This window comes from Halarcobacter anaerophilus (genome assembly GCF_006459125.1).
Lineage (GTDB): Bacteria > Campylobacterota > Campylobacteria > Campylobacterales > Arcobacteraceae > Halarcobacter > Halarcobacter anaerophilus.
On sequence record NZ_CP041070.1, the window covers coordinates 655,284 to 675,228 of the forward strand.

A 19,945-nucleotide genomic window follows, 5' to 3' on the forward strand; every position below is an offset into this window, starting at 1 on the left:
GTTACAATACTTTAAATGCTTCTTCTAAATCTAAAGTTCCTTCATAAAATGCTTTTCCTACTATTACTCCGGAAACATTTCCATTGTTTTTGCAATTTTTAATATCTTCTATATCTTTGACTCCGCCGCTTGCAATAGTATCAATACCGCTTGCTTGGGCAATAGATTGAGTAAATTCAACGTTTACTCCGCAAAGCATTCCGTCTTTGCTTATATCAGTACAAATAATTGCCTCAACTCCTGCATTTGCAAATTCACGTGCTAAATCCGTAGCTTTCATTGAGCTGACTTCTGCCCATCCTTCAACGGCTACCATACCGTCTTTTGCATCAATTCCCACGGCAATAGGATATTTTGCTGCCATATCCTTTACAAATTTAGGATCTTTTACAGCAATTGAACCTAGTATTAATCTGTCAACACCTAGTTTTAAGTACATTTTTATAGTCTCTTCATCTCTGATTCCACCACCTAGTTCCACTTTCAAATTACAGTTTTCTCTGATTTTTTTTATCTGTTCCAAATTTGCAGGTTTCCCGGCAAATGCGCCGTTTAGATCTACTATATGAACCCATTTGCTTCCTAATTCTTCAAATCTTTTAGCAACCATCCAAGGTTCATCGGAATAAATTTTTGCACTATCCATTAAACCTTTGCTAAGTCTTACTGCTTTTCCATCTTTTAAATCAATCGCCGGTAATATATCCATTATTCTCTCTTTTATTTTTGTAAAGTAAAATTATAGTAATTTTTTTTAGTATTTTCGCTAAAACATTTATGAAAACTCGTTTCTTAGGGAAATATAAAAGAGATTTTAATATATTAAAAATTAAAAAAAATTAATTAAAATAAAAAATTAAGCTTATGTTTACAAATTCTAAAAAAAAAATTATAATAGTGAAGATATTTTTTGTAAGTTAAATTTTTTCTAATTTAAAGGATTGTTTATAGGCTTACGGAACAAAAATTGCTTTATATGAAGAAAAAATTATTATAACATAAAATATACACAATAGAGAGATTGATAAAAAATATTATAACTATATAATTTTGTTATGAAATGTTCCTATTTTATAAGGATGGCGATGGGGAAGAAAAAAGATATATTAAAATCATTAAGTCTAATTACTCTTTTAATAGTTGAAGAAAATAAGAAATCAAGAGATAAAATGACTGCTTTTTTAAAAGATAAGGTAAAAGAAATTTATACGGCTTCAAATGCCAAAGAGGGATTAACAGAGTATAAAAAAAATATGCCGGATTTGGTGATAAGCGATATTAAATTACCTCAAGAAGACGGAATTTGGATGTCAAAAGAGATTAAAAATATTGATAAAAACGTAAAAATTATCTTTATTACTAAACTAAGCGATTCAAAATATCTTTTTGATGCGATTAAACTTCATGTGGATGATTATCTTGTAAAACCAATAGAGTGTGATATTTTACAAAGCTCTTTGCTTAATATCGCAAAAAGTATAAATCTTGAAAAAAAGAGCAAGCAGATAATCAATACTTTGGAGCAATATAAAGATATAGTCGATGAACGTTCAATTGTATCAAAAACAGATCTTAGAGGGGTTATTACCTATGTAAATAAACCTTTTGAGGATATTTCAGGATATGATAAAAGCGAGTTAATAGGAAGACCTCATAGTTTAATAAGACATGAAGAAACACCTAAAGAAATTTTTGAAGACCTTTGGAAAACTATTCTTTCAAAAAAAACTTGGCACGGAACTATTAAAAACAAGAAGAAGAACGGAAATTATTACATAGTAGATACGATTATAAAACCGATTTTAGATATTAACGGAAATATAGAAGAGTTTATTGCCTTAAGAAATGATATAACGGATTTGGAAGAATCAAAAGAGTATTTTAAAAATCAAAGTGAAAAGAGTAATTTAGATCTGAAAGAGAGTATTAAAAAAGCTACAATCTATAAAAAAGCAATCGATAAATGTAATATTATATTAAGAATTTCAAAAGATAGAAGAATAACTTTTGCAAATGACGCTTTTTGCAAAATAAGCGGCTTTTCAAAAAAAGAGTTGATAGGCAAACCTTATTTACTTATAAGAGATAAAAATATAGATTTAGAAGAGTATGAAAAAGAGATTAGTAAAATGCAAAAAAGTCTTGATAAAGGCAATATTGTGGAAGGAAGAATCTCAAACAGCGCAAAAGACGGTTCGGTTTATTATTGTAAATATACGGTTTTTCCTATTGAAGATGAGAAGGGAAATATCATAGAGTATATGAGTATAAGACATGATATTACGCAGATTATAAAACTTCATACAGAACTTGAAGAGACCCAAAGAGAAGTTATATACAAACTAGGGGAAATAGGGGAAACCAGAAGTAAAGAGACGGGAAATCATGTAAAAAGAGTTGCCGAATACTCAAAGGTTCTGGCAAGAAAAATAGGAATGCCCGAAAATGAAGTTAAAACTCTTTTTGCCGCTTCACCTATGCATGATATAGGAAAAGTGGGAATCCCCGATTCTATTTTAAATAAGCCCGGAAAACTAAATCCCGAAGAGTGGGAATTTATGCAAAGTCATGCGGAAATAGGATATAACATTTTAAAATCATCAAATAGACCTATTTTAAAAGCTGCGGCTATTATATCTTATACTCATCATGAAAAATGGAACGGGAAAGGTTATCCTAGAGGTTTGAAAAAAGAAGATATTCATATTTACGGAAGAATTACGGCTGTTGCCGATGTATTTGATGCTTTAGGAAGTGATAGATGCTATAAAAAAGCTTGGGAAACCGAAGATATTTTAACTTTTTTAAACACTCAAAGCGGAAAACATTTTGATCCTGATTTAATAAAAGTTTTTATGGAAAATGTTAATGAATTTTTGGAAATAAGAGAAAAATATAAAGATAATTTTTAAAATTTTAATTATATAGAAAACAGATAATTATATTAATGAACAAATTGTATAATAAATATATAAATAAAATTTAAGAAAAGAAATGAATAAAATAAATAAGAATATTTTAAAAAATACAACTGTTTTATATGTAGATGATGAAAAAGAGATAAGAGATAAAATTGAATATTTTTTGGCAGAATATTTAGAAGAACTTTATGTCGCCTCAAATGCAAAAGAAGCAATAAAACTTTTTAAAGAAAAAAGACCCGATATAATTATAACAGATATTCAAATGCCCGGTATGAACGGTATAGAGATGCTAAAGCAGATGGATATCAAAAATCAAATCCCTGTTGTTATTACAACCGCTCATTCCGATGCAGACTATTTTATAGAGGCAATAGAGCTTAAAGTAGATAAATTCGTGATGAAACCTATAGATTTGGTTGAACTTGTTGAGACTATTCAAACTTTGATTGAGGGCTCAAAATTAAAACAAAGACTTATTGAAAATAATAAACTTTTGGAAATAATAGATGAAAACGTATTAATGTCAATTACGGATGAAGAAGGAGTAATTGTAGATGTAAGCAGTGCCTTTTGTCAGTTTGTAGGGTATTCAAAAGATGAATTAATAGGTCATACCCACAGAATACTAAAAGATGAAAAGAATGAAAAATCTTTTTATGAAAATATGTGGAAAGTAATTAAAGAGGGTAAAGTTTTTAAATCAGAGTTAAAAAATAGAAAAAAATCAGATGAAATATGCTGGGTAAATTTAACTATAAGTCCACTTTTTCATAATAATAAAATAGAGAATTTTATTGCCATAAGACAAGATATTACAAATAGAAAAGAGCTTGAAAAACTTGCAATTCATGATCCGATGACAGGACTTTACAACAGAAGGTTTTTAAATGAAGTTGTAGAAAAAGAGATTAGAAGAATAAAAAGGGAAGGTTCTGTTTTAAGTCTTGTAACAATGGATGTTGATTATTTTAAAAGATATAACGATAAATATGGACATCCAGCAGGAGATAAAGTCTTAATAGAAATTGCAAAAGTCTTAAAAAAACATGCCCAAAGAGCAACCGATTATTGTTTTAGAATGGGAGGAGAAGAGTTTGGAATAATTTTCAGTAATTTAAAAAAAGAGGACTCTTTGATTTTTGTTCAAGAAATGATAAAAGCGGTTGAAAATTTAAAGATTATTCATGAAAACAGTGCTTGCAGTAAATATGTAACTATCTCTGCCGGATTAATTGTGGAATCATCTAAACATTTGGATTCTTTTAAAAAATTATACAAATACTCCGATGAAGCTTTATATAAAGCAAAGAAAAACGGGAAAAATCAGGTAGTTTTATCTGAAAATTCCCTGTAAAGTTATAGATTCATAAAATTTTTTAAGATTTTAAGACCGTTATCATGTGATTTTTCGGGGTGTGGCTGAAAACCGTATATATTATCTTTATTTACGGCACTAACGAATTTATATCCATACTCTGTTGTTCCGATTACGTTTTTATCATCGGTAACAGCATGGTATGAGTGTACGAAATATAAATAAGGATCTTTTAATCCTTTAAAAAGAGTATGATCGTCTTTTACTTCAATTGTATTCCATCCCATATGAGGAATTTTCGTATCTTCGTGCATTTTAGATTTGTCAAATTTTATAATTTGTCCCTCTATAAGTTCTAAGCCTTTGTGTTTCCCAAACTCAACAGAGCCTTCAAACAAAAGTTGCATTCCCAAACAGATACCGATCATAGGTTTTCCGCTTTTAGAAAACTCCCAAATAGCTTCTTTCATTCCAGTTGTATTTAAATTTTCCATTGCATCGCCGAATGCGCCTACGCCTGGCAGAATAATTCTATCATAATATTTAAGTTCATTCGGGTCTTTTACGAAGGAGGCCTTTGCATCCAATAAATGACAGGCATTATAAACACTTGCTAGATTTCCCATATTGTAATCTATAATTCCAACCACATAATATCCTTTTGTGTTAAAAAAAATATTATACAGAAATTTTGCCTCAGCTAGGGTTAAAGATTCTATTTGTTTAGAATTTTAAAGAATTAATATAGTTGATATTTAATGGATTTTTCAATATAATTTTTATTGTTTATTAATAAAAAAATTGATCTTTTTAACAAAAAAATCTTAAAAAAAGAGCTGATTCTCTCAAATAAAAAATAAAGGAAAGTTTAAAATGTTCACTGCTTGGAGAGTATATTTTTTTATAGGTTTTATAATCCTGTTTTCGGGTTGTACTCAGAAGAACTTAGAAAAAAATGTACCTGTTTCAAAAAATATTCAAAAAAAAGAGACAAAAGAGTATAAAAAGTATAAATATTGTAACAAACATGAAGAGATAATGACTTTTGCTTCAAACTATATACAAGAGGAGTTTAAAAAAGCTTATTTCTCTTCTAATGATACAGTAGGAGCAAAAGCTCAGCTTTTTTTAATAGAGAAAAATTCTCCCACTGCTTTTGCAAAAAATATAAATGCGGCAAGAGAATCTTATAACAGTCAATATTTAACGGCAAAAGAGAACGGATGCAATATTGAAGAGTTTAAAATATTTCCCCTTGAAAAAATCAAAAACATAATTAAAAAGCTAGAAGAAGAGCAGAATAAATGAAAAAATATATCCTGCTTTTTACTCTTTTTTCCTTTTGCATATTAAATGCACAAAATTTAAAAATCGAAGATCTTCTTGAAAAAATAAACGGAAGTTCAAATGAAAAAGAGAAGATACAGTTGATTAAAGAGTTAAAACAAAAATTGGCTTTGAAAAATAAAAAAGAGAGACAAGAGGCAAAGGCAATTTTAAAAGCAAAGCAGAAAACTCCTTCAAAACCCTATGACGATACCTTCTTACGTAAGCAGTAAAATATGGATGATAGAAAAAAAATACTACTTTTGGAAGATGATACTATTTTAGCCCAGACTATGAAGGCACTTTTGGAACAAGAAAATTATAATGTTACTTTAGTAGAGGACGGAGAAGAGGTTTTAAACGCAACTTATGAAAAAAAGTATGATCTCTATCTTTTTGATATTAATGTTCCTTTGTTAAACGGAACCCAGACTTTAAAACTTTTAAGAGAAGCCCAAGATACTACACCTACTTTTTTTATAACGGCACTTAGAGATACGACTTCGATTCTAAAAGGTTTTGACTGCGGTTGTGATGATTATATTAAAAAACCTTTTGATCCTGATGAACTTTTAGCCAGAGTAAAAGCGGTTATGAAAAGAAATAATCCCGTAATAAAATATAAAAATATAACCTTTGATTTGTTAGAAAACAGATTGATTTTAGATAAAGAGGAACTCTCTTTGGGAAGTGTAGAAAAAAATGTTTTTGCACTTCTTATAAAAAATATAGGCAGAACGGTTGATAAAACGGTTTTCTTTGAGTATATGAATAAACCAAGCGATGCTGCTTTAAGAGTTTTAATAAGTAAATTAAAAAAGATGCTAAATATTGATATAAGTAATACAAAAGGTGTAGGGTATAAACTTGAAAAACTATGAAAAAAAATCTTTTTTTACCTCAATTTTTCTATTTTTTGTTCCTTTAGTTCTATTTTCAAGCATAGTTTTATATATGTATCATGAAGATAAAATCAAAGATATAGAACAAAATATTCTTTATCAAATGAGAGATTATACTTTTGATTTTAAAGGAGATAAATTCTCTTTGGATGTAATTGAAAATGACAATAGCAAAGAACTTTTTAAACTTTATCATTGCAGTGAGGGACTTTGTGCCTATTTTAAAGCAGCAAGTTCTGGACTCTATCTTTTAAAAGTAATTTATGCCCAAGAAAAGTTTGATAAAATTTATCATGAATTTTTTATAAAAACTTTAAAAATCAGTATTATTATATTTTTTTCTCTTCTATTTTTATCAATAGGTTTTGCTTTTTACTCATTAAGACCAATGAGAGAAGCTTTGTATCTTTTGGAAAATTTTTTAAAAGATTTGATTCATGATTTAAATACTCCTTCAACTTCTATTTTAATAAATTCAAAAATGCTTAAAAAACATGGAGATTTTGAAGAGATTGAACGTATAGAACTTAGTGCAAAAACTATAAGTTCTTTATATAAAAATTTAGAATTTATTAATTCAAAAAAAATTATAAAAGATGAATCAATCTCTATAGAAGAGGTAATTAATGCAAGAATTACTCTTTTACAAAAACTTTTTCCTTCTATACAATTTAAAAAAGATATTCAAAATTTTACTATACAAAGCAATAAAAATGCCCTTGAAAGAATCTTTGACAATCTATTAACAAATGCTTGCAAATATAATAAGAAAAAAGGAGAAGTTCGTATCTTTGCAAAAGATAACAAAGTTTTTATAGAAGATACTGGAGTAGGGATTAAATCCGTAAACAGAGTATTTGAGAGATACTACAAAGAGAACGACAGAGGACTTGGAATAGGTATGAATATTGTAAAAAAGCTGTGCGAATCTTTGAATATAGAGATAAAAATAAAAAGTAAAGTAGGCGAGGGTACAAAAGTAGAACTGGCTTTTAAATAATCATTCAACTAATAATTTAGTTGAATGATTAAATCAAATCAATTTTCAGAAAAAATAGGTCTTTTTAACTTTTTATCTACTAGATCTCTTGCTCTTTGCAGAAAATCTCTGTCTAACGCGGCAATTTCATCATCAAGTTCATTCAGCAGTTCTGTTTTTACTTTTACATCTTCAGTGTTATTGATTTTATCAACTAATTTATCAATATCATTTAGATCTGTTGCAAAAAGTGCTGTTACGGTCAGAACTGCTAAGATTAAAACTCCTTTTGCTAATACTTCCATTTTTACTCCTTCTTTTTGTTTTATAATGAAAGTATATATCTTGAGTGTAAGTTAAGTATAAGTTCATCTTTTTGCATCGGCAAGAGTTAGTGAAAAAAGAACATTGTTCCCTCTTTTTTCCAAAGTTTTTTTAGCCTCTAAAATAGTAGTTCCCGTAGTAATCAAATCATCAACTAGAATGATAGATTTATTAAAAAGAGATGTTTTAAATTTTCTTGGATTTTTTTGTCTAAAATTTAAATCTTTCCCGGCATATTTTACGATATTAGTTGCTTTGCATCTACCAAAAACAGGTTTTATATATTTTGATTTTAAATGTTTTGAAAGAATTGCCGTTTGGGAAAAATCATGTCTGGTATGTTCATCAATTCCTACTGAATATATTTGTCGGTCAAATTCGAAATTTTGTGCAAACTCTTTAAATGATAGTTTTGCCAAAATATTAAAAATCTTATCTCCGTGGAAGTAATATTTTGAAAGAAGTAGATCTTCAATATCATTAAAAGAGTAAAAAGAGTAATTGAAAAAATCCTTTTCAAGCTCCCTTTTATAAAAATCGGGCATTAAAATATTTTTTTGACACTTTTTACAAATAATAGAAAAAGATAAATTACCGCAAACTAGACATTTCATAATAAAAATAATTATATCACAATTATTTTAAATTATTTTCTTTAATATATATAAATAATTTATTTTATAGAGTAATTTTTATTTTAAATAATTCTATATTTAATATCATCTTTTATAAATATATCTAAAAGGAGTATAAATGAAAACAAAACTGATTTTGGGATTAACTTTGCTGTTTGCTTTAGTAAGTGCAAACGCTTATGAGTTAAACGGAGATTTAAATCTAAAATGGACAGGTTTTAAAACCGCTCAAAAAGTGGGTGTTTCAGGTACATTCAAAAATGTTGAGTTTAAAATTTCAAAAAATGATGATTTTGCAGAGTTTTTAAAAAGTGCAAATGTTAAAATAGATACCTTAAGTTTTGACTCAGGGCTTGACGTTAGAAATAAAAGTATCGTCTCTACGCTATTTTCTTTAAAAAGTTCGGAAAATATTTTGGCAAGTATTTCTAAAGTAGATATGAAAAACAAAACTTTAACATTGAAATTAACTATGAACGAAGTTTCTAAAAATGTTCCTATGACATATTATATAAATAAAGGCAGTATGATAGCAAAAGGGCAAATAGATATTTTGGATTATAATATGAATGACTCTTTTGCAAAATTTGCAAAAGCTTGTTTTGATCTGCATGAAGGAAAAAGTTATTCAGAAGTTCATATAGCTTTTACTCTTCCTTTTAAAAAATAAAAACAGCAGTATTAATTTTTTAATACTGCTTCTCCAAAACTTTCAAATAATAAATTTAAAACTTAAAACAGCTATTTTTATAATTTAATTTTAAGATTTTATATCATATGATTACATATTCATATGTACATATAAAAAGGAATTCAGATGATTGTAGATTGTTGTGATCACTCCAAAGAGGTAGAAAAAGTAAGAAAAACATTAATATGTGACGAAACTTTATACGATATAGCTGAACTCTTTAAAGCTTTTGCAGATACTACAAGAATCAAAATTATTGCAGTTTTAAAAGAAGAAGAGTTATGTGTAGGAGCTATTAGTGAGCTTATAAATGTAAGTCAATCAGCTGTATCTCACCAATTAAGGGCACTAAAAAGTGCAAAAATAGTAAAACCTAGAAGAGAAGGTAAAAATATATTTTATTCTTTAGATGATGAACATATTAAAAAAATCTATGATATGGGATTAGAGCATATAACAAAAGGATAAGCATGCAAAAAGTCAAATTAGAAAATCTTGATTGTGCAAATTGTGCACTTAAAATTGAAAACTCTTTAAACCAGATGGAAGAGTTATCAAATGTGAAGTTGAATTTTTCCACTTCTACACTTACTTTTGAGCAAAAAGGAGATGACAATTTATTTGATAAAATAGAAAAAGAGATTCAAAAAATTGAGAATGAAGTAGTTATTGTAAGAGATGAAGAAAAAACACAAAGAACTTTTTGGCAACTGCTTGATAAAAAACTGTTATTAATTACGCTTTTTTCTCTTTTATTGACATTTTTTTCTTATAACTATATTCAAAACGCTACTTTGCAATTAGCAGTTTATCTGCTTGCTTATTTTTTAGTAGGTTGGGATGTTTTATTTAAAGCAGTAAAAAATCTTTTAAACGGAAAACTTTTTGACGAACATTTTTTAATGGGAATTGCAACAATAGGAGCTTTTGCTTTAGGAGAGTATATTGAAGGTATTGCTGTAATGATATTTTATCAAGTAGGGGAGATGTTTCAAGCAGTTGCCGTTAATAATTCAAGAGACAGTATAAATGCTTTACTTGATATAAAACCCGAATTTGCAAATGTAAAAGTAGGTGAAACAATAGTTCAAAAAAAACCCGAAGATGTGAAAATAGGAGATACTATTTTAGTAAAAGCAGGAGAAAAAGTTCCTGTTGACGGAGTTTTGGAAAAAGAAAATGCCTCTTTTGATACAAGTGCGATTACGGGAGAATTTAAACCTAAAATGATAAGAGAAAAAGAAGAGGTTTTAAGCGGGTTTATAAATCTTACAAAAGCTTCATATATAAAAGTAAGCTCTTTATACAAAGATTCAACTGTTGCTAAAATAATTGAACTAATAGAAAATGCCTCTTCAAAAAAAGCAAAAGCCGAAAAATTTATTACAAAATTTGCAGCGGTTTATACACCTATAGTGGTTGTTCTTGCAGTACTGCTCGCTTTTTTACCTCCTTTATTTATAGAAGGTGCTTTATATTCAGACTGGATTGAAAGGGCATTGGTATTTTTAGTTATCTCTTGTCCTTGTGCTTTGGTTGTCTCAATTCCTTTATCTTTTTTTAGCGCAATAGGAGCTGTATCAAAAAGAGGAGTTTTGGTAAAAGGTGCAAATTATATTGAAAAACTAACAGAAATAGAAAATATTATTTTTGACAAAACAGGAACTTTGACTCACGGGGTATTTGAAGTTACAAAAATAAAAAGTTTCGGTTTAAAAGAGGATGAACTTTTAAAATATGCTGCCTTTGCGGAGAGTTTTTCAACTCACCCTATTGCAAAATCAATAGAGAAAGCTTACGGCAAAGAAATTGATTTTAAAGCTGTTAAAAGTCATGAAGAGTTTAGCGGTTTAGGAGTAAAAGCAAATATTGATTCAAAAGATATTTTAGTAGGAAATGAAAGACTTCTTGAAAAATTCAAGATAGAAATAAAAGAGCAAATAAAAGAGAATCTTAATGTAATTTATGTGGCAGTAGATTATGAATTTGCAGGTTTTATAGTTGTAAGCGATATTATAAAAGTAGAAGCAAAAGAGGTTATTAAAAACCTTAAAGAGCTTGAGGTTTCAAAAGTCTATATGCTAACAGGAGATAAAAAAGAGGTTGCCTTGGATGTGGCAAAAAACCTGGGAATCGATGAGGTTAAATATGAACTTCTTCCTCAAGATAAGTTAACAAATTTTGAAGAGATAAAAAAACAAACCAATGCCGTCACGGCTTTTGTTGGAGACGGAATAAACGATGCACCGACTCTTGCAAATTCCGATGTGGGTTTTGCAATGGGAGGAGTTGGAAGTGATTTAGCCGTAAAATCGGCAGATGTAGTAGTTTTAAATGATAATTTGTCTGCAATTAGCGATGCTATAAAAATTGCAAGAAAAACAAAAAGAATCGTATATGAAAATATTACCTTTATTATGATTATAAAAATCGGCTTTTTAAGCTTGGGAGCTACGGCAATGATTGGAATGGCAGAAGCAATTTTTGCGGATGTGGGTGTTGCTTTATTGGCTATTTTAAACTCAATGAGAATTCTAAAAACTATAAAAGAGAAACCAAAAGCATCTGTTTGTGAAGATAGCTGCTGCAATATAAAAAGCTAGGATATTCTAGCTTTTTATAATTAATTCATAAAATATAATTTTATGATATGATTCTTCGTTAATTTATAAAAAAGAAAAACTGATGTTAGAATCAAAAACTTATATTGTATTTTTTAAATACGCAATTCCTTCGATTTTAGGGTTACTGTCAATCTCTTCTGCAAATATCGTTGATGGATATTTTATTGGAAATTATATAGGAGCAGTAGGCTTAGCCGCTATTAATATCTCTTTTCCTATTTTAGCAATACTTTTTGGTTTAGGATTGATGTTTGCAGTAGGCAGTTCTGTTACAGCCGGGAAATTAATGGGTGAAAAAAAAGTAAATGAGGCTTCAAATATTTTTACCAAATCTGTAATTATAGTGGCACTTTTGAGTATCACTTTAAGTTTGCTGCTTCATTTTAATATTGAGTTTATATTAGATATTTTAAATGTAAAAAACTCTTTAAGAGAGATGACTTTAGAGTATTTGCCTACACTTTTACTCTTTTTGCCTTTTTTGATTACGGCTATTGTAATAGATTATTTTGTAAGAGTTGATGAAAATCCTAATCTCTCTTTTATTGCTTGTTTAGTTAGTGCTGTTGTAAATATTATATTAGATTACCTTTTTATAGTAAAGTTTGACTGGGGTTTAAGTGCAGCTGCATATGCAACGGGAATTTCTCAAATTGCTATTATCCTTACTTTGATTCCACACTTTTTTTTAAAAAAAGCTACTCTTAAATTAATAAAACCCAAAGGCAGTTTTTTAAGTATAATACAAATGTCTAAAAACGGTATTTCTGAGTTTATAAATGAAGCTTCTGCAGGAATTACGGTTTTGATTTTTAATTATATTATGTTGAAAAATTTTGGAGCTTTAGGTGTTGCTTCTTATACCATAATAGGTTACTTTATTATGATAAGTATTATGATAAGTTTTGCCATAGCAGATTCTATGCAGCCTGTAATCAGTAAAAATTACGGAGCGCAATATTTTAACAGAATAAAGAGTTTTTTAAAACTTGGATTCTCTTCTGTTTTATTTATTGAAATAGTTTTATCTATATTAGCAATATTAACTCCCGAGCTTTTGATAAATCTGTTTCTTGAAAATCGTGACTTAAGAACAAAAGAGATTACTTTGGAATTTATATCTTATGCTTGGCCTGCTTTTTTGTTTTCAGGACTTAATATAATGATAACTTCATATTTAACTTCAATGCAAAAAGCTAAATATTCAGCATTAATTGCAATTCTGAGAAGTCTTTTTTTACCGATATTTTTTATATTTGTACTTCCTATTTTCTTAGGAACAAAAGGGATTTTTATGGCTTTGGCATTTGCCGAATTTATTACTTTTCTAATAGCTTCATATCTGTTTTTTAAAAATTCGCCTAATAAAGTGTCAAAAAATTTGAAGAGTTAAAGTGCTGAAGATTAGATCTTCAACACTGCCATAAAGGCTTCTTGAGGAACATTTACTTTTCCGATAGCTTTCATTCTTTTTTTACCGGCTTTTTGTTTTTCCAAAAGTTTTCTTTTTCTAGTAATATCACCGCCGTAACATTTTGCGGTAACATTTTTCCCCATTGATTTTACAGTCTCTCTTGCAATAACAGTATTACCTATACTTGCTTGGACCGCAACTTCAAACAACTGTCTTGGAATTAACTCTTTTAATGCTTTGATAAACTCTCTTCCTCTGCTTACGGCTTTATCTTCTGGAACTATAATAGATAAAGCATCAACAACTTCACCCGCTACTCTAATATCAAGTTTTTTAAGATTTCCCGGTCTAAATTCTATTGGTTCATAATCAAAAGAAGCGTAACCTTTGGTTGTACTTTTTAATCTGTCGTAGAAATCCATAACTATCTCATTCATAGGTAAATCATATTCCAAAAGCACTCTTTTACCTATATAATCCATTTTTATCTGTACTCCTCTTCTTTCATTAAGAAGTTTGATTACATTTCCTAAAAACTCATCAGGAACCAAAATAGTTGCTTTTACATAAGGCTCATATATTGTATTTATATAGTTTGGTTCAGGCAGTTCAGAAGGATTTTGTATTGTAACTTTTTCTCCGTCTGTTTTTTCAACTTCATAAACAACAGTCGGCGCAGTTGCTATTAGATCAAGATTAAACTCTCTTTCAAGTCTCTCTTTAATAACTTCCATATGAAGCATACCTAAAAATCCTGCTCTAAAACCACTTCCAAGAGCAGCAGAAGATTCAGGTTCAAAAGAGATAGAAGAGTCATTTAATTGAAGTTTTGTCAAAGCTTCTCTTAAATCTTCGAATTTATCCGTTTCTATAGGGTATAATCCCGCAAACACAAAAGGTTTTGCAGGTTCAAACCCTGAAATAGGTTTAGTTGTAGGATTTTTGGCGTCAGTCATTGTATCACCTACGGCAATACCGTCTAAGGTTTTAAGTCCTAATACTACAATTCCGATTTCTCCTGTTTTTATTTCAGCAGTATCTTTTCTGTGAATAGGGTGGGGATACATAAGATTTAGAACCTGATGTTCGACTTTTGTATTCATCATTTTTAGCATTTGACCTTTTTTTATGCTTCCGTCATAAACTCTTACAAGTGCCAATGCTCCCAAATAGTTGTCAAACCATGAATCATAAATAAGTGCTTTTGTAGGTGCGTTTTCATCACCGTTTGGAGCAGGAACTCTTTCTACTATTGAATCTATTAACTCTTTTACTCCAAGACCTGTTTTTGCACTAACTAAATTGTGTTCGGTGCAATCTAATCCGATAGCTTCTTCAACCTCTTCAAGAACTCTCATAGGATCGGCACTTGGAAGATCGATTTTATTTACAACAGGAAGAAGTTCCAAATCATTGTCCATTGCAATATATACATTTGCAATAGTTTGTGCTTCAACTCCTTGTGTTGAATCTACAATAAGTAAAGCACCCTCCGAAGAGGCTAAACTTCTGCTTACTTCATAAGAGAAATCAACGTGACCTGGAGTGTCAATTAGATTAAGTACATATTGTTGACCGTCTTTTTCATAGTCAAGTCTTACACTTTGGGCTTTGATTGTAATACCACGCTCTTGCTCAATATCCATCGTATCCATCATTTGAGAAGATAGTTCTCTATCCGTTACGGCTCCACACTCTTGGATGATTCTATCAGCTAATGTAGATTTACCATGGTCTATATGTGCGATTATACTAAAATTTCTAATATTTTTTTGCAAATCTTTTCCTAATTGAGATTTAAATTTCGCGATTATATCTAAAAATAAGTTATGTGTGATTTAATTTAAGAAGTTATATAAAAAATAGAAAAAGTAAATAGGAGTTAACCTATTTACTTAAATAAAGATTATTATCTTTGAATAGAACCTTCAACTCTTCTGTTTTGAGCTCTACCTTCAGCTGTATCATTTGTAGTTAGAGGTTTAGTTTCCCCGTAACCGATTGATTGTAATCTTGTTTTATCTACACCGTAAGCTTCAAGTGCTTTAACAGTAGCCGCTGCTCTTCTTTCAGATAGTTTTTGGTTATACTCTTCTGTACCTACAGAGTCGGTATGAGCTTCGATTTTACCTTTTACTGAAGGGAAAGCTTTCATAAAGTCTGCAAATTTTTTGATTTTTGAGTCATAAGAGTTGCTTATTCTTGAACTATCAAAGTCGAAGTTAATATTTAAATCAACTTTTAAAGAACAACCGTTTTCATCAACAATATCACCTTTTGGAGTATCAGGACATTTGTCTAGTGAATCTACAACACCGTCACCGTCACTGTCAGCTTCAACCACAGTTTTTTCTACAGGTTCAACAGGTTTTGGTTCTTCTTTTACTACAGGTGCAGGAGCTGCTTTTTTACCGAATGGAATTGCTAAACCTACTGTATATAAAAGAGTGTTATCTCCGTGATCTGTTTCGATTAGATGTCTTAAATCCGCTTTTAATGCAACTTTTTCTGAAAGTTTGTATTTGATACCGAAACCGTAGTTACCGAATAATCCGTCTTCATTTCCGAATTTTTCATGTTGGAAAGTTTCTATACCGATCCCTGCTAACGCATATAAAGATGTTGAATTTGTTAATACATACTCTTTAACTACGTTTGTAAACATTCTTGTAATAGCAGTATCTCCACCCTTGTGGTCATAATCTACATCTTCAAGAGTTCTTAAAAATCCAAGTTCGATTTGGTCAAACATTGAATCATCTAAATTGAAACCTAAACTTAAACCGCCGTTTGCATAGCTTCTGTCGTCTAAGTCCATATTCCCTTCGCTATAAGCTCCACCGATCATCGGTGTAATTTCATACTTATAGTCACTATTGGCTGCGAACATCATAGTTGCACAAAGTGCAGTTGATAATAAGATTTTTTTCATAACATTTCCTTGTTTTGTGTTTCTTAATGCTAACAAAAAGTAAATTAAATTTTTATTTAATTTATTTTTTAATCTGTAAATATAGAATTCACTGATTCATTATTTGTAATTCTTCTAATAGTCTCAGCTATTATTTTCGTAGCATTTAAAACCGTAATTTTTTCATGAGGTCTTTTCATCGGTATAGTATCAGTTATTACTAGCTCGTCTAAAGTTCCCTCTTGGATTCTTTCGTAGGCAGGTCCTGATAAAACTCCGTGTGTACAACATGCCATAACAGATGTTGCACCTCTTTGTTTTAAAGCTTCAGCAGCTTTTACCAAAGTTCCTGCCGTGTCAACCATATCATCAACCAAGATTACGTCTTTACCGTCAACTTCCCCGATAATATTCATAACTTCCGCAACATTTGCTTTTTCTCTTCTTTTATCAACAATTACTAAATCATACCCTAATTTGTTTGCATAAGATCTAGCTCTTGCAACTCCTCCGATATCAGGACTAGCAATGATTGGGTTGGGAAGATTTTTTGCTCTTAAATAATCAACAAATAGAACTGAACCGTAAAGATTATCAACAGGAATATTAAAAAATCCTTGAATTTGAGCTGCATGAAGATCAATAGTAATAACTCTGTCAACTCCTGCCGTTTCTAACATATCCGCAACTAATTTTGCAGAAATAGGAACTCTTGGAGCCGCTTTTCTATCTTGTCTTGCATATCCAAAGTAAGGCATTACCGCAGAAATAGATTTTGCACTTGATCTTTTTAAAGCATCAATCATAATCAGTAGTTCCATTAAGTGATCATTCGCCGGTGCGCATGTCGGTTGAACAATAAATACATCCTGTCCTCTTACACTCTCATGGATTTGAACAGAAACTTCCCCGTCACTAAATTTTTGAATACTTGCTCCCCCAACGCTCATATTTAAATAGTGACTAACTTTTTCAGCAAATGCACGGTTTGCAGTACCGCTAAAAAGTTTAAACTTTGCCATAAAATTTTCCTTTATTGATTTTTATTTGTGTAGTGAATTTTTTTGGGATTATACAATCTTATTACTTATACACAATTTAGGAAAATTTATTTAAGCTTTTGGGTAGATTATTTTCTTAGATATTTTAGGCTGTAAATTAAAATCAAAAGAGCAAAGAAAGCCCATAAAAGCAGCTGTACAGTTACATATTCCCAAGAACCAGACTGCCATGCCCAAACACCTACAAAAGTACCGATTGAACCGCCTAAAAACATAATTGACATATATGCGGTATTTATTCTGCTGTGTGCTTTTTCATCAAGAGAATATATTTGGGCAAGATTACTTATTTGAATAGCTTGAACTGCTATATCAAGCAGAATAGTTGCTAAAATAAAAGCTAATAAACTATTATCAAACCATCTTATTAGTAGTACGCTTATTATTAGCATTAAAACAGCAAGAAATTTTGTAAAAAAAGGATTTATTCTCTCTGCTAATTTCCCTATTTTAGGTGCAAAAATTACTCCTGCAATAGCTAAAATACCGAATAAACCGATAATATCACTCTCATAATTAAAAGGTGCTTGGGATAATTTAAAAGTTAAGGTTGTCCAAAAAGAGCAAAAAATACCGAAAGCCAAAGCTATAAGCAAAGAGTTCCTTCTTAAAAGTGAAAATCTTTTAAGTTGTAAAACAGAAGATTTAATAAGAGAAAAATAGCTGTTGTTAAAATGAGACTGCATATTAGGCAGAGTTTTTTCTATGGCAAAAGTACATAATAAGACAAAAAAAGCGGATATCCCAAAAACATAATGCCAATTATCAAACCATTGGGTTATATACCCGCTAATAGTTCTTGCAATTAAAATACCGCTTAAAAGTCCACTGAAAATCATTCCTACGATTTTCCCTTTTTTCTCCGGACTCATGGCAGCTGCCATAGGAATAATTACTTGTACCGAAACTGCAAATAGACCTATAAGCAGACTTAAAATATATAATAAATAGATATTACTCGTAAAAGCCAAACCTAGAAGAGAAAAAGCCAAAAGCAGATGTAAAATTATAATTAATTTTTTTTTATCGATTTTATCACCTAAAGGACTTACTAAAAGCAATCCCAATCCATATCCTGCCTGACACAAAGTAGGAAGATTTCCTACTGTCATATGACTTACTTTCAAATCATCTGCAATATTGTTTAAAATAGGTTGATTATAATATATATTTGCAACATTGACTCCCGCTGCAATAGACATTACAAAGATTTGCTTTTTAGTAATCATAGTGCTTTTTTAGAATCTATTTTGCATTTTTTATCCAACCGCTTCCAAGTACTTTTTCATCTTTGTAAAATACTGCAAGTTGTCCTGCTGCTACTCCGAAAGCAGGTTCTTCTAATGTTATATAACCTTTGTCATTTTCAATTTTTACATGGCAAGGAGTTGATTTTGATCTGTATCTTAATTTTACAGTACAATCAAACTCTTTGTCCTCAATAAACATATTAAGATTTTCAATTTCTACGTTATTTATTTCAAGAGACTCTTTTTTGCCTACGACTATCGTATTGTCTTTTGGATTTAGTTTTGTAACAAAATGAGGCTCATGGGCTCCATGAACGGTAAAACCTCTTCTTTTTCCTATTGTATAGTGCATATAACCTTTGTGTTCACCTACTACATTTCCCTGTTCATCCAAAACTTTTCCGGGCATATCAATATTTGCATGTTTTTTAATAATATCAGTATAAACCGTATCAACAAAACATATCTCTTGAGATTCATTTTTTTCCGTAATTCTTTTATAGGCTTTATCAAGTTTTTCACCGAATTTGATAATCTCCTCTTTTTTATGGGTACTTAAAGGAAACATCATAAAAGGAAGTGCCTCTTTTTCAACTTGCGATAAAAAATAACTTTGATCTTTTGTTTTATCATCAGCTTCATAGAAAAATTTACCGTCTGTTTTTGCATAATGCCCTGTAGCCAAATATGAAGCTCCATGCTCTTTTGCAAATTTCAGCATTGCTCCGAATTTTATCTGTCTGTTACATTTTACGCAAGGATTAGGAGTACTACCTTCTAAATATGAATCAACAAAATAGTCGTAAACTTTTTGCGTGAATTCATCAGATAAATCCAATACATGATATTTTATACCTAAAAATTCGGCAACATCTTTTATATAACCTAAGTTCCTCTCATGATATCCGTCTGTTCTGTTATGCAGTTTTAAGTATACTCCTTCTACTTCATAACCTTCTTCTTGGAGCATATAAGCGGTAACTGAAGAATCAATTCCGCCACTCATTCCAACCATTACTTTCTTTTTCATTTTTTCCCTTGTTTTTATATTTATAAAAGACCCATCTGCTGTAATGGAATTATTACAGAATCTCTTTGGCTCCAAAACTTATGTGGAATAGTTAATTTTTTTGTATTGATTTTTTTATCATGAAAAAATATGATATCAATATCAAGAGTTCTTGGAGCATCTTTGAAAGAGCGAGTTCTTTTAAGTCTTTTTTCTAATCTTTGCATATTTTTTAAAAACTCATTAGGTGCAAGATTAGTTTTGAGTGAAATTATACCATTTAAAAAGTCATTTTGCTGCAAAAAACCAAAGGGTGGATTTAAAAGCAGAGGTGAAGTCATAAGTATATCAAATCTGCTGTCGCTTTTTAGATATAAGAAGAGTTTATCAAAGATTTTTTTTGTATTTCCTATATTTCCCCCGATGCCGATAGTTACACGGTATCTCTTTTTTGAGTCGGATTTTAGTTTTTTGGGAAAATTAGAAGTTTTGAAAATAGTCAATTTAGGTGTTAAAATTTTTTTCACAATTTGTCCTGAAAATGGTACTTTAGAAATTTACTCAAGATTTATTTTTATAA

Annotated in this window: 20 protein-coding genes; 10 read left to right on the forward strand and 10 right to left on the reverse strand. The window is 29.9% G+C overall.

Going from position 1 to position 19,945, the window contains the following annotated elements; translation table 11 throughout:
• Position 1: 1 nt before the first annotated feature.
• Positions 2-709 (reverse strand): 1-(5-phosphoribosyl)-5-[(5-phosphoribosylamino)methylideneamino]imidazole-4-carboxamide isomerase, encoded by a 708-nt coding sequence (gene hisA, locus AANAER_RS03210; RefSeq protein ID WP_044416063.1) that lies wholly within the window; start codon positions 707-709, stop codon positions 2-4.
• A gap of 376 nt (positions 710-1,085) precedes the next feature.
• Here hisA and AANAER_RS03215 point away from each other — a divergent pair, with 376 nt between their 5' ends.
• Both AANAER_RS03215 and AANAER_RS03220 read left to right on the forward strand, forming a co-directional pair.
• On the forward strand, positions 1,086-2,912 hold the full coding sequence (locus AANAER_RS03215; RefSeq protein ID WP_129082390.1) for an HD domain-containing phosphohydrolase: 1,827 nt from the start codon (positions 1,086-1,088) through the stop codon (positions 2,910-2,912).
• An 82-nt stretch (positions 2,913-2,994) separates the two neighbouring features.
• Positions 2,995-4,278, forward strand: coding sequence for a GGDEF domain-containing response regulator (locus AANAER_RS03220; RefSeq protein ID WP_129082391.1), 1,284 nt, complete (start codon positions 2,995-2,997; stop codon positions 4,276-4,278).
• Between the two features lie 2 nt (positions 4,279-4,280).
• On the opposite strand, the gene hisH is transcribed toward AANAER_RS03220, so the two are convergent.
• Positions 4,281-4,889 carry an imidazole glycerol phosphate synthase subunit HisH gene (gene hisH / locus AANAER_RS03225; protein WP_129082392.1) on the reverse strand — a complete coding sequence of 203 codons (609 nt, stop codon included), beginning with the start codon at positions 4,887-4,889 and terminating at the stop codon, positions 4,281-4,283.
• Positions 4,890-5,112: 223 nt separating this feature from the next.
• On the opposite strand from hisH, the gene AANAER_RS03230 reads away from it, so the two are divergent.
• The 4 genes from AANAER_RS03230 to AANAER_RS03245 are packed head-to-tail and all read left to right on the forward strand — an operon-like array spanning position 5,113 to position 7,467.
• A complete protein-coding gene (locus AANAER_RS03230) occupies positions 5,113-5,547 on the forward strand; it encodes a hypothetical protein (protein ID WP_129082393.1) in 435 nt (144 codons plus the stop codon).
• Positions 5,544-5,798, forward strand: a complete 255-nt coding sequence (locus AANAER_RS03235; RefSeq protein ID WP_044416056.1) for a hypothetical protein — start codon at positions 5,544-5,546, stop codon at positions 5,796-5,798. Before AANAER_RS03230 ends, AANAER_RS03235 begins: the two co-directional genes overlap by 4 nt.
• 3 nt (positions 5,799-5,801) lie before the next feature.
• Positions 5,802-6,446, forward strand: coding sequence for a response regulator transcription factor (locus AANAER_RS03240; protein ID WP_129082394.1), 645 nt, complete (start codon positions 5,802-5,804; stop codon positions 6,444-6,446).
• Positions 6,433-7,467: a sensor histidine kinase gene (locus tag AANAER_RS03245; RefSeq protein WP_129082395.1), complete on the forward strand. Its 1,035-nt coding sequence runs from the start codon at positions 6,433-6,435 to the stop codon at positions 7,465-7,467. Before AANAER_RS03240 ends, AANAER_RS03245 begins: the two co-directional genes overlap by 14 nt.
• A 38-nt stretch (positions 7,468-7,505) precedes the next feature.
• On the opposite strand, the gene AANAER_RS03250 is transcribed toward AANAER_RS03245, so the two are convergent.
• Together AANAER_RS03250 and AANAER_RS03255 are read right to left on the reverse strand one after the other, a co-directional pair.
• Entirely contained in the window at positions 7,506-7,751 is a 246-nt protein-coding gene (locus tag AANAER_RS03250) for a hypothetical protein (protein WP_044416052.1), read from the reverse strand.
• A gap of 63 nt (positions 7,752-7,814) precedes the next feature.
• Positions 7,815-8,384: a ComF family protein gene (locus tag AANAER_RS03255; protein ID WP_129082396.1), complete on the reverse strand. Its 570-nt coding sequence runs from the start codon at positions 8,382-8,384 to the stop codon at positions 7,815-7,817.
• 139 nt (positions 8,385-8,523) lie between these two features.
• Between AANAER_RS03255 and AANAER_RS03260 the strand changes: the two genes are divergently transcribed.
• The 4 genes from AANAER_RS03260 (at position 8,524) to AANAER_RS03275 (ending at position 13,113) form a co-directional block, all read left to right on the forward strand.
• Positions 8,524-9,075 (forward strand): YceI family protein, encoded by a 552-nt coding sequence (locus AANAER_RS03260; RefSeq protein ID WP_129082397.1) that lies wholly within the window; start codon positions 8,524-8,526, stop codon positions 9,073-9,075.
• 147 nt (positions 9,076-9,222) lie between these two features.
• Complete coding sequence (locus AANAER_RS03265; protein ID WP_129082398.1) at positions 9,223-9,564, forward strand: ArsR/SmtB family transcription factor; 342 nt, start codon at positions 9,223-9,225, stop codon at positions 9,562-9,564.
• 2 nt (positions 9,565-9,566) lie between these two features.
• Positions 9,567-11,699, forward strand: a complete 2,133-nt coding sequence (locus AANAER_RS03270; protein WP_129082399.1) for a heavy metal translocating P-type ATPase — start codon at positions 9,567-9,569, stop codon at positions 11,697-11,699.
• A gap of 82 nt (positions 11,700-11,781) precedes the next feature.
• Entirely contained in the window at positions 11,782-13,113 is a 1,332-nt protein-coding gene (locus AANAER_RS03275; protein ID WP_129082400.1) for an MATE family efflux transporter, read from the forward strand.
• Between the two features lie 11 nt (positions 13,114-13,124).
• Here the strand turns inward: AANAER_RS03275 and lepA are convergent, their stop codons facing one another.
• The 6 genes from lepA to folK all read right to left on the reverse strand — a co-directional run bounded on the left by lepA (position 13,125) and on the right by folK (position 19,892).
• On the reverse strand, positions 13,125-14,912 hold the full coding sequence (gene lepA / locus AANAER_RS03280; protein WP_129082401.1) for a translation elongation factor 4: 1,788 nt from the start codon (positions 14,910-14,912) through the stop codon (positions 13,125-13,127).
• 131 nt (positions 14,913-15,043) lie between these two features.
• Positions 15,044-16,066, reverse strand: a complete 1,023-nt coding sequence (locus tag AANAER_RS03285) for an OmpA family protein (RefSeq protein WP_044416040.1) — start codon at positions 16,064-16,066, stop codon at positions 15,044-15,046.
• A gap of 68 nt (positions 16,067-16,134) precedes the next feature.
• Positions 16,135-17,067, reverse strand: coding sequence for a ribose-phosphate pyrophosphokinase (locus AANAER_RS03290; RefSeq protein WP_129082402.1), 933 nt, complete (start codon positions 17,065-17,067; stop codon positions 16,135-16,137).
• Between the two features lie 107 nt (positions 17,068-17,174).
• Positions 17,175-18,335, reverse strand: coding sequence for an MFS transporter (locus tag AANAER_RS03295; protein ID WP_129082403.1), 1,161 nt, complete (start codon positions 18,333-18,335; stop codon positions 17,175-17,177).
• A 16-nt stretch (positions 18,336-18,351) separates the two neighbouring features.
• Positions 18,352-19,386, reverse strand: a complete 1,035-nt coding sequence (gene mnmA / locus AANAER_RS03300; RefSeq protein ID WP_129082404.1) for a tRNA 2-thiouridine(34) synthase MnmA — start codon at positions 19,384-19,386, stop codon at positions 18,352-18,354.
• 20 nt (positions 19,387-19,406) lie between these two features.
• The gene (folK, locus tag AANAER_RS03305; protein ID WP_044416032.1) at positions 19,407-19,892 is read right to left on the reverse strand and encodes a 2-amino-4-hydroxy-6-hydroxymethyldihydropteridine diphosphokinase; all 486 of its coding nucleotides are present in this window, start codon (positions 19,890-19,892) and stop codon (positions 19,407-19,409) included.
• Positions 19,893-19,945: the final 53 nt, after the last annotated feature.